The following is a 10,336-nucleotide window of genomic DNA, read 5'->3' on the forward strand; positions in this document are numbered from 1 at the left end:
AGGCGCGGCGACGCATGCGGTGACGCAGCCGGTGCCCGTTACAATACGCGCTCAAGGGAAATTTCTATGCACGGTCTCAACCCCCCCCAACGCGCCGCGGTCCTGCATGACGAAGGTCCGCTGTTGGTGCTGGCTGGCGCCGGCAGCGGCAAGACCCGCGTGATCGTGGAAAAGATCGCGCACCTGATCGCCAGCGGACGCTACCCGGCCAAGCGCATCGCCGCGATCACCTTCACCAACAAATCGGCCAAGGAGATGCGCGAACGCGTGGCCAAGCGCATCCGCAACGAAGCGGCCGATGGCCTGACCATCTGTACCTTTCATGCGTTGGGGTTGAAGTTCCTCCAGATCGAGCATGCCGCGGTGGGCTTGAAACGCGGTTTCTCGATCTTCGATGCCGACGATGCCGCCGCGCAGATCAAGGACCTGATGCCCGGCGCCAAGCCCGATGCCGTCGATGACGTCAAGAACCTGATCTCGCGTGCCAAAAACGCCGGACTATCGCCGGAACAGGCGATGGCTGCGGCGCGCAGCAACCGCGAGCAGGACGCGGCCAGCCTGTACGCGCGCTATCAGGCACGGCTGAGTACGTTCAACGCGGTGGACTTCGACGATTTGATCCGGCTGCCGGTGCAGGTGCTGGAAAGCAACGAAGACATTGTGATGGCCTGGCGCGAGCGCATCGGCTATCTGCTGGTGGACGAGAGTCAGGACACCAACGATGCGCAGTACCGGTTGCTGAAGATGTTGGCCGGTCCGCGCGGCAACTTCACCTGCGTGGGCGACGACGACCAGAGTATTTACGCCTGGCGCGGCGCCAATCCGGAAAATTTGATGCAGATGGGCCGCGATTATCCGACGCTGCAGATCATCAAGCTGGAACAGAACTACCGCTGTTCCAACCGCGTGCTGCGCGCAGCCAATGCGCTGATCGCGCACAACCCGCACGAACATCTGAAAACCTTATGGAGCGACCAAGCCGACGGCGAGCGTATCCGTGTCTGGGAGTGCCGCGATAGCGACCACGAGGCGGAAAAGGTCGCCGCCGAAATCGCTTATTTGGGCACCGCCAAGCAAGTGCCTTGGAGCGATTTCTGCATCCTGTTCCGCGGCAACTTCCAGTCGCGGCCGTTGGAGAAGGCCTTGCAGATGGCCGCCGTGCCATATCACATCACCGGCGGCACCGCGTTTTTGGAACGGCAGGAAGTCAAAGATGTGCTGGCGTGGCTGCGCTTGCTGGTAAATCCCGATGACGATGCCGCGTTCCTGCGTGCAGTGCAGGCGCCCAAGCGCGAGGTCGGCGCGACTTCGCTGGCCAAATTGGCAGAACTGGCGGCAGCCAAACACCTGCCGATGTCGCGTGCCGCCGCGTCGGTCGGCGCGTTGCAGCAGCTGCCGCCACGTGCGGCCAACGGACTGAGCGATTTCGTCGACATTTTGCACGAGCTGCGCGCGGCTTCGGCCACCGTGTCCTCAGCCGACGTGGTGCGCCAGCTCGCCGAGCAATCCGGCTTGATCCGCGAACTACGCAACCAGTGCAAGGACGAGGCCAGCTTCCAGCGTCGCCGTGGCAATCTGGAGGAACTTGCCAAGTGGTTCGAAAGCGGCCCGCGCGGCGCCAGCGTCGGCGACCTGGCCGCACAGTTGGCATTGCTATCGCGCAACGACAAGGACGACGGCGGCAATCAGGTGCGGATGATGACCATGCATGCCTCCAAGGGCCTGGAGTTCCGCTACGTGTTTATCGTCGGCTGCGAAGACGGCGTGCTACCGCACGAAGTCAGCCTGGAAGAAGGCAATTTGCAGGAGGAACGCCGCCTGCTGTACGTCGGCATCACCCGTGCCAAGGAGCAACTGTGGATGAGCTACAGCATGCTGACCCGCAAATTCGGCGAGCATATCCGGCTCAAGCCTAGCCGCTTCTTCGACGAGATTCCGGCCGAGGAGATGCAACGCGATGGTGCAGACCCCGTGGCAGATGCGGCACGCAAAAAAGAACGCGCCAATGCGGGCCTGGCAGCGATCCAGGCATTGTTCGACTGAGGTTTTTTCGAAGGCTCGATTAGATCGCGTGGCATGCACATCTTTCCACGCGCATGCCACGATCGTCGCGCTGCATCGGACATTACGACACAGCGACGGCCAACGTTGAATCGACCACCCTCACTGCGGCGGCGCCGCCAGTTCCCTGGCGCTGAGGTAGCCGTCGCCGTTGCTGTCCTGCTTGTGGAAGCGGGTCGTCAACGTCGCCAAGTGCTGCGCTCGGGTGATCGGTGGCCCATGGCCACCGGGCAATTCGGCGGGGCTGAGTACGCCATCGTGGTCAAGATCGCGAGCATCGAAGGCGTAGCTCATCCAGTCCAGATATTCGTCCAGGCTGACCCGGCCGTCGCCGTCGCGGTCCATGCGTTGCAGGTAGCTGACGGTGTCGCTGACCTGGACGGCGGCGTTGCCACCGAATGCGACCAGCAGCCCCAGTAAAACCACGAACGAAGAACGCCGCACGCGACGGCCTTCGCCGAGCAAGCCGCGACCAATGACATCAAAATTTGTATTGGACATCACCAAAACTCCGGAACGCGGGACAGCCTGATACAGGAATAAGCGACAGCATGAGGCTGAAACCACATATTGATCCAGCCCTCGCGTATGGTATGTGTGTGCGGAGCGTTTCCGATCATCCAACGGTCCCAATTCCATGTCTGCCTCTCCTTCCGAAGCAACCTCATTACCAGTGGACGCACCGTTGATCGAGCTGGACCGCGCCAGCGTCGTGCGCGGCCAGGTCCGCGTGCTGCATGCGTTGAGCCTGCGCATCGCGCTCGGCCAGCACACCGCCCTGCTTGGCCCGAACGGCTGCGGCAAATCGACTCTCATCAAACTCATCACCCGCGAACTCTATCCGTTGGCGCGTATCGGCGAGGAGCCGGCTGTGCGGGTGCTGGGGCAGAGCCGCTGGCAGGTGGACCGGCTGCGCAACCAATTGGGGATCGTCACCGGCGATATGAGTGGCCACCTGCTCGCAATGCCCGGCCTGGACGTGGAGAGTGCGGTGTTGTCGGGGTTCTTCGCCAGCCACGTGGTGCCGTCGCACCGCGAGGTGACCGCCGCGATGCGGGAACGCGCGCGCGAAGCGCTGCAGGCCGCACAGGCGCTGCCCTTGCTGCAACGACCATACGCGGAACTATCGGCGGGCGAGACCCGCCGCGTGCTGATCGCGCGTGCTCTGGTCAATCGGCCACAAGCCTTGCTACTGGACGAGCCCAGTACCGGACTGGATCTGGTCGCGCGCCAAGTCCTACTGACGACCATGCGCGCACTCGCCGCTCAGGGCATCACGCTGGTGCTGGTGACCCATCACATCGAAGAGATCGTGCCGGAAATCGAGCGGGTAATCCTACTGCGCCAAGGCCAGGTGTATGCCGACGGCATACCCGATGCCGTGCTTGCCGACGAGCCGTTATCGGCGGTGTTCGGCACGCCAATACGGGTGCGCCACGATGGCATCAGTTACTGCGCGAGCATCGCGAAAGACGATTGAACAGGCTGCGTAGGTCATTCTTACGCGCCGCCGGTACTACCGCTCCTTTCGACACTTTGCGCACATCGGTTCAAGTGCGCGACATGCTAGCAGCACGCGCAACAGCCGCGTTGTCGAACGCCGCACGCGCGGCGCGCACGTCCGCATGGTACGTCTTGGCCCAGTGCACCAGCGGCAGCAGCACTTCGTTCAACGACTGACCGAGCGGTGTCAGTTGGTATCGCACCCCCGGTACGACGGTCGGCAAGACCTCGCGCGCGACCAGACCTTCGCGCTGCAAGTCACGCAGGGTCTGGGTCAACATGCGCTGGGAGATGTCGGGCACCGCACGACGCAGTTCGCCGAAACGATGCGGACGCTCGGCCAGCAGCATCACGAACAAAGTGCTCCATTTGTCGCCGATCTGCGCGAGCACGTCGCGTACCGGACACTGGCCGATGGCCATACCCTGGCCACGATAGTCGTCCAGTTGCTGGCTCAGCGGCGTCTCCAGCGTGCCATCGGCCTGCATCGCAGCAATGTCCATGGTGCTCACCTCAAGGTAATCAGGGGCGAAAAAAGTGCCGTCTTTACAACACCGCACTGGTCTCTACGATAGATCAAGTTCCTTTTCCAGACCATTGCACGGGAGACCCGTCATGTCCGCATCGTCCGATTCTCTGCTCGTCACCGGCGCTGGTGGCCAGTTCGGCCAGCGCGTGCTGGCACACCTGCTCGATACACTGCACATCGCGCCATCGCGCGTGGTGGCGACGACGCGCCGGCCAGAGCGCTTGACCACGTGGGCGTCGCGCGGCGTCGCGGTGCACCAGGCCGATTTCGACGCACCTGCCTCGCTGGACGCCGCGTTTCGCAATGTCAGCCGGGTGCTGTTGATCAGCACCGATGCGCTGGACCGCCCCGGCCAGCGTCTGCAACAGCACCTCGCCGCGATCGCCGCCGCCGAACGTGGCGGCGTGGAGCATCTGATCTACACCTCCTGCCCGGAACCGCACAACTCCCCGCTCCTGCTCGCCCCCGACCACGCCGGGACCGAAGACGCGCTCAGCACCAGCGCCCTACCCGGCTGGACGGTGCTGCGCAACCATTGGTACTTCGAGAACCTGTTGATGAGCATGCCATCGGTGCTGGCATCGGGCCAATGGTACAGCGCAGCCGGCGATGGCGGCATCGCGCACATCGCCCGCGACGATCTGGCCCGTGCGGCGGCGGTGGCCCTGGCCAGCCGCAACACCGACAAGCGCACGCTGACTTTGAGCGGCACCCGCGCCTACACCACCACCGAGATCGCCGCGCTGGTCAGCGACACGCTGGGCGTGCCGATCCAGGTGGTACCGGTGCCAGTCGAAGCGTTGGTACAAGGCATGGTAAGCGCCGGCATGCCCGAGGCGGTCGCATGCATCTACGCTTCATTCGACAGCAATACCGCCGCTGGCCGCGTTGCCACCGTCACGGGCGATTACCAGACGCTCACCGGGCAGGCACCGCAAGCATTCGAACAATGGCTACGGGTTAATCAAGCGCAATTGGCGAAGCTCGGACACTGAATTGCGATAGGCGATGCCCAGATATTGTAAGTTGGTCATGTGCTCATCTCATTACTGGCTTGAGTCCTTTTCTTCGGGCACATCCCAGTCCTTCGAACGTACCTCTCCAGTCTGGTAAAACTGCTTGACCAATTTGATATAGTCCAGAAAATCTCGATTCTCCGTGGCCAACCGGTTAGCCATGTCCCAATCAATTTCATCGCGTTCACGCGCGGGAATCAGCACTTGGCTGTCAGCCGGGTTGTCTACATCCAACTGGATGAAACCAATACCATGCGGCGCGAATAGCATACGTAACTCTTTCAGCGTGTCCTGCCCACTGATTTCCGCCGCGACCAAGTAGCCGAAGTTACCCCACGACGAATTCGATACCGCTTGGAAAAAGCACTCACGCACATTCGAGCGGTTGATCAGCAGCTTGACCTCAAACGACCAAAGTTTGGTGCGCTTGTCGGAATACTGCTTGACGCAGTCCCGCACCTCCTGGTGCCATTCCACACCTAAGTCTTCCATGCCGACCACGTCCGGGTACAGCCATCGATTTCCATTCGGCCCTCGCTTGTTCGATGAGCGCTTCTCATCGATGCGTTTGGAAAAGACACCGAACTCTTCCAAGATATAATGTGAAAGCAGTGGGTACAGTGCGTGTTCATCCAGCCTCGAAGTACCCGCATCTCCTGCTACCAAAGCCCCCTCACTCTCGGCAGCGGCCACTTCGGCACTGTCTGATTTCTCCGAGTAGTAATACTTACGCGGTCGTCCTTCGGTAGTTTTCAACGTTGGATGCTTCATTTGCATGCGCGGTCGTTGCGAGCTGATTTCGGCAACAAGCTGCTGCACCAAATTCGCATCCGACTTGATGTGGTCGCCTCGACTATTAGCGCGTTTTTCCTGGCACTCCACAGGGAAGGTAGCGAACACCCACTCGGCGATCTGCCTGGCAGTGAATTTTTCTTCGGGCCGCGCCTGTAAATAGTTCACTACTGCTTTCGAAAGATTCAACGCCACGTTATTTCTCCATCCTTTCCTGTCATGATGTTACCCGTGAAGATTCACATTGACATGGACGACATAGACCTTTGTCCAAACTTCGGCACGATTCAAAATTTTTCGGTAATCGATATCTAATCTTGACAGCCCCTGGACCCAACCTCACTTCCCAATGCAAAAACTGGAGAAAATTCGACCGAGCAGATCGTCGGCGCTGAAGGTACCGACGATTTCGCAAAGTGCATTATGCGTCAGGCGTAATTCCTCGGCAGCCAGCTCCAGGCGTTCGTGCTCCAGTTCGGCCATCGCCGCTGCGGCATGCATGCTGGCCCGCTGTAATGCCTCGACGTGGCGTATGCGTGCGGAAAATTCGCCCTCGCTCCCCTCGCCCGCCGTGGCGCAGGCGATTGCGCGCAGGTGCAGATGCAATTGTTCCAGTCCACTGCCCGTCGCGGCAGAAATGTAGACAGTGTCCGCGCACGCGTCAGGCACCTTGGTCAGCAAATCGCACTTGTTGTGGATCCATAGACGTTGCGGGACATCGGCAATGGCTTCGGCAACCGCCGCACGGCCAACTGCCACATCACGCGCATCGAGTACGACCAGGGCCAAATCGGCACGTTGCAGTTCCAGTCGAGCGCGACGCATGCCTTCGCGTTCGATCGCATCGCCGCCGTCGCGCAGGCCCGCAGTGTCCACCAGGGTCAATTCCAACCCGTCCACGCACACGGTTTCATGCAAGGTGTCGCGGGTCGTGCCGGCGATATCGGTGACGATGGCGCGGGCGCTGCCAGCCAAGGCGTTGAGCAAAGAACTCTTGCCGGCATTCGGCGGCCCCACCAGCACCGCGTGCAGGCCGTCGCGCAAGCGGCGGCCACGCTCGGCCTCCAAGTGCAGTTGCGCCAGGTCCGCACGTACTTGCTGCAGACCGGTGCGAACCTGCGCGCCACCGAGAGTCTCCAGTGCTTCGTCGGCGAAGTCGATCGCTGCTTCGACATGCAGGCGCAGACGGATCACCTGCTCGGCCAGGTCTTCGACCCGACGCGAAAACACACCGTCCAACGATCTGCGCGCCGCGCGGGCCGCACGCAGGTCGCCGGCGGCGATCAGGTCGGCGATGGCCTCGGCCTGGGCCAGGTCCAGCTTGCGATTGAGGAAGGCGCGTTCGCTGAACTCACCCGGACGAGCCGGGCGCGCGCCAAGTTCGCAACAACGCGCGACCAGCTGCCGCAGCAACACCGGGCTGCCGTGCGCCTGTAATTCCAGCACGTCCTCGCCGGTGAAACTGCGTGGTGCCGGGAACCACAGCGCGATGCCATCGTCGAGTGTGTCGCCCTGCGCATCGCGAAAGTGCGCATAACGCGCGCTACGCGGCAGTAGCGCGCCAAGCCCGAGTCCGTCGGCGATGCGGCCAGCGGCCGGCCCGGACACGCGCACCATCCCGACACCGCCTGCTCCCGGTGCAGTAGCGATCGCAGCGATGGTGTCGTTGGCAGAGCTCGACATGGCAAATTTTTTGTCTCCGTGCGGCGAAAGGCGCGGGGCCTGCCGCTGGATGCACATATCGGCCACCGACACAAAAACCAACTGCAATTGCAGAAATGCCCACTGCCCGCCTGACGGTGGGCGTTGCGAACTTACTTCTTGGCTTTGGCCGGAGGCTTGACGCTAACGCTCGCCGCGGCTTCGCCATGACGCTTGTTCATCCACCACTGCTGCAGCAAGCCTAGCGAACCGTTGGTGACCCAGTACAAGACCAAACCCGAAGGTACGAATGCCATCATCACACCAAACACCAATGGCATGAATTGCATCATCTTGGCCTGCGCCGGGTCCATGCCCGGTGTGGGAGTCAGCTTCTGCGTCAACAGCATCACCGCTGCGTTGATCACTGGCAGGATGAAATACGGATCGCGCGCGGTCAGATCCTGGATCCAAGCAAACCAGGGTGCCTGACGCAATTCCACCGACTCCACCAGCACCCAGTACAGCGCGAAGAAGATCGGCATCTGGATCAACACAGGCAGACAACCGCCCATCGGGTTGATCTTCTCTTTCTTGTACAACTCCATCATAGCGGTCTGGAGTTTCTGCTTGTCGTCACCGTAGCGCTCCTTGAGCTGCTGCATGCGCGGCTGGAACTTGCGTAACTTTGCAGAAGACTTGTATTGAGCCGAGGACAGCGGGTACAGCAGCAGCTTTAGCAGCAGCACCAAACCGACGATCGACCAACCCCAGTTGCCGAGCAGGGCGTGGAGATGGCTGAGGATCCAGAACAGGCCCTGTCCCAGCAGCGCCATCAGCGAGAAGCGGCTGTAATCGACCACACGGTCCAGCCCCTTCACCTGCTCTTTGGCGATCTGGTTGACCAGCTTCGGACCCACCCACAACCGTGCCTCGGTGCTGGCGTGCCCGCCAGGCACCACGACGAAAGCGGGGCCGCGCGCTTCGATCACATGCAGCGGGCCTTCGTTGGAAAGCAGGTACACCGATTGCTGATCGGCTTGCGGAATCCAACTGGTGAAGAAGTGATGCTGCAACACCGCGATCCAGCCGCCAGAGATCGTCTGGTTGAGCGGACCGTCTGCCAGGTAGTCCTTGAACGCCCGGCGCTGGTAGCCATCCTGCGGGCTGAACCAGGTCGCGCCATTGAAGCTGAAGGAATCCGGATTGGTCATACCACGGCTGACGATGGTCGGTACCCGGCTCAACTTGCGGAACACATAGCCCTGCCACGGTTTGCTGCCATGGTTAACGATTTCGTCGCGCACCTGCACGGCGTAGTGACCAGGCTGCAAGGTATAGACACGACGGATGCTGATCCCGGAAGGTCCATTCCACACGAACGGCACTTCCAGGCTGTCCTGACCCTTGGCCAGCACATACTCCTTGCCCGGCTGTTCGGGACGGAAGCCGCCAAGGCTAGGCGATGGCGAATTGCGTTCGCCGATCCAACCACTGATGGCGTTGTACGGATGCAGTGCATCCTCGGTCAGCAACTGCACCGGAGGACTACTCGGCTGCTGGGTTTGCGGATACATCAGCAGGTCCGCATCGAGCACGCTGGAACCATCCATGGTCAGGCGCAGTACGTCGGTAGTGACCGTGACCCGTGTTGCGCCGGCCGCTGGCGCTGCCGTCTCGGCAGTGGTGCCTGCGCCAGAGCCGGCACCGGGGACGTTAGCGCGCGGTATCGGCGGCATACCGGCAGTGCCAGCACTGGTAGCAGACGCTGGCGGCAGCGCAGTGGTCGCGGCACTGCTGGTCGCGCTGGCGGCAGGCGAGTGTTCTTTGCTCCACTCCATCCACAACAGGGCCGCGACCATCAGCCAGGCGAAGATCAAGAAAAGACGGGTCTGGTTCATCGGACAGGCAAACTCGGCTCAGCCGTCAGTGGTTTCTGACGTGGAAGTGGGGGACGAAGGACGATCAGGCGGCGGCATTGTGCCGTCCGCCGTCGGGGTCGGCAATGCACCAGCGCGACGCAACAGACGCAGATAGGCTTGACGCAGTTGTTGACCACTGGCCTGCGCGGCGGCACTGCGCGCCACCACGACGTAATCGCCTGGCGCCAGCCATGGCAGCAGTTGCCGCGTGGCTTCGCGCAACACGCGTTTGATCCGGTTACGCACGACAGCGCGCTTGTCGACTTTGCGCGAGACCGCCAGACCAAGCCGCGGCGGATGTGCGACGCTGCGCCAGTGCAAGCTCATCAACGGCTCGGAGCAGCGGCGCGCGGTATCGAACACGACGCGGTATTCCGCAGACGTGCGAACCCGCGCAGCGCGAGGGAATCGCCTACGCGGGTCGAGAGAATTCACCGTGCGGATTGCAGGCGCCGCCTGGGGCGGCGAAGCAATCAAGCGCTCAGGCGCTTGCGGCCCTTGGCGCGACGACGGGCCAGGATCTTGCGGCCATCGGCGGTCGCCATACGGGCACGGAAGCCATGGTCGCGCTTGCGCTTGAGGTTGCTGGGCTGGAATGTGCGCTTGGTGGCCATCGGGGCGCTCTGATTTAAATAGGGCGGGAAAGAACCGGAAATTCTATAGGCACACCTATACCGCGGTCAACTCTCCCATCGCCGGATCCACGAGTGAACGGCGCAGGCTGTGGATGAATCTGTGAATAGATGCAGGAAAACCATTCCCGCTCCTGCGCACGAATGGTAGTCTGAGCCACCGCTTTCCTCCCCGACTGGCCGAATGTGCAGCGCCCGTGCGCAGCCTTATGGTCGGTCTTTTCGACGAATTTAGATCTG

10 protein-coding genes are annotated in these 10,336 nt (G+C 61.8%); 3 read left to right on the forward strand and 7 right to left on the reverse strand.

What is annotated here, in order from left to right:
* The first annotated feature begins 66 nt into the window (after positions 1–66).
* A complete protein-coding gene (rep, locus tag XaFJ1_RS15535) occupies positions 67–2,043 on the forward strand; it encodes a DNA helicase Rep (protein ID WP_012917636.1) in 1,977 nt (658 codons plus the stop codon).
* 120 nt (positions 2,044–2,163) lie between these two features.
* Here rep and XaFJ1_RS15540 read toward each other — a convergent pair whose 3' ends face one another.
* On the reverse strand, positions 2,164–2,562 hold the full coding sequence (locus tag XaFJ1_RS15540) for a CREC-EF hand family protein (protein ID WP_012917637.1): 399 nt from the start codon (positions 2,560–2,562) through the stop codon (positions 2,164–2,166).
* A gap of 136 nt (positions 2,563–2,698) precedes the next feature.
* Here XaFJ1_RS15540 and XaFJ1_RS15545 point away from each other — a divergent pair, with 136 nt between their 5' ends.
* Positions 2,699–3,541 carry an ABC transporter ATP-binding protein gene (locus tag XaFJ1_RS15545; protein ID WP_012917638.1) on the forward strand — a complete coding sequence of 281 codons (843 nt, stop codon included), beginning with the start codon at positions 2,699–2,701 and terminating at the stop codon, positions 3,539–3,541.
* A 70-nt stretch (positions 3,542–3,611) separates the two neighbouring features.
* Here the strand turns inward: XaFJ1_RS15545 and XaFJ1_RS15550 are convergent, their stop codons facing one another.
* Positions 3,612–3,986 (reverse strand): winged helix-turn-helix transcriptional regulator, encoded by a 375-nt coding sequence (locus XaFJ1_RS15550; protein ID WP_407071015.1) that lies wholly within the window; start codon positions 3,984–3,986, stop codon positions 3,612–3,614.
* Positions 3,987–4,179: 193 nt separating this feature from the next.
* Between XaFJ1_RS15550 and XaFJ1_RS15555 the strand changes: the two genes are divergently transcribed.
* Positions 4,180–5,088 carry an NmrA family NAD(P)-binding protein gene (locus XaFJ1_RS15555; protein WP_012917640.1) on the forward strand — a complete coding sequence of 303 codons (909 nt, stop codon included), beginning with the start codon at positions 4,180–4,182 and terminating at the stop codon, positions 5,086–5,088.
* Between the two features lie 51 nt (positions 5,089–5,139).
* Here XaFJ1_RS15555 and XaFJ1_RS15560 read toward each other — a convergent pair whose 3' ends face one another.
* The 5 genes from XaFJ1_RS15560 to rpmH all read right to left on the reverse strand — a co-directional run bounded on the left by XaFJ1_RS15560 (position 5,140) and on the right by rpmH (position 10,078).
* A complete protein-coding gene (locus tag XaFJ1_RS15560; protein WP_012917641.1) occupies positions 5,140–6,096 on the reverse strand; it encodes a COG2958 family protein in 957 nt (318 codons plus the stop codon).
* 144 nt (positions 6,097–6,240) lie between these two features.
* Entirely contained in the window at positions 6,241–7,584 is a 1,344-nt protein-coding gene (mnmE, locus tag XaFJ1_RS15565) for a tRNA uridine-5-carboxymethylaminomethyl(34) synthesis GTPase MnmE (RefSeq protein ID WP_012917642.1), read from the reverse strand.
* Positions 7,585–7,715: 131 nt separating this feature from the next.
* Entirely contained in the window at positions 7,716–9,443 is a 1,728-nt protein-coding gene (gene yidC / locus XaFJ1_RS15570; protein WP_012917643.1) for a membrane protein insertase YidC, read from the reverse strand.
* An 18-nt stretch (positions 9,444–9,461) separates the two neighbouring features.
* Entirely contained in the window at positions 9,462–9,899 is a 438-nt protein-coding gene (gene rnpA / locus XaFJ1_RS15575) for a ribonuclease P protein component (RefSeq protein ID WP_012917644.1), read from the reverse strand.
* 38 nt (positions 9,900–9,937) lie between these two features.
* Positions 9,938–10,078 carry a 50S ribosomal protein L34 gene (gene rpmH, locus XaFJ1_RS15580; protein ID WP_003469983.1) on the reverse strand — a complete coding sequence of 47 codons (141 nt, stop codon included), beginning with the start codon at positions 10,076–10,078 and terminating at the stop codon, positions 9,938–9,940.
* Between the last annotated feature and the right edge of the window lie 258 nt (positions 10,079–10,336).

Source organism: Xanthomonas albilineans (assembly GCF_009931595.1).
In the GTDB taxonomy this organism is placed as follows: Bacteria; Pseudomonadota; Gammaproteobacteria; order Xanthomonadales; family Xanthomonadaceae; genus Xanthomonas_A; species Xanthomonas_A albilineans.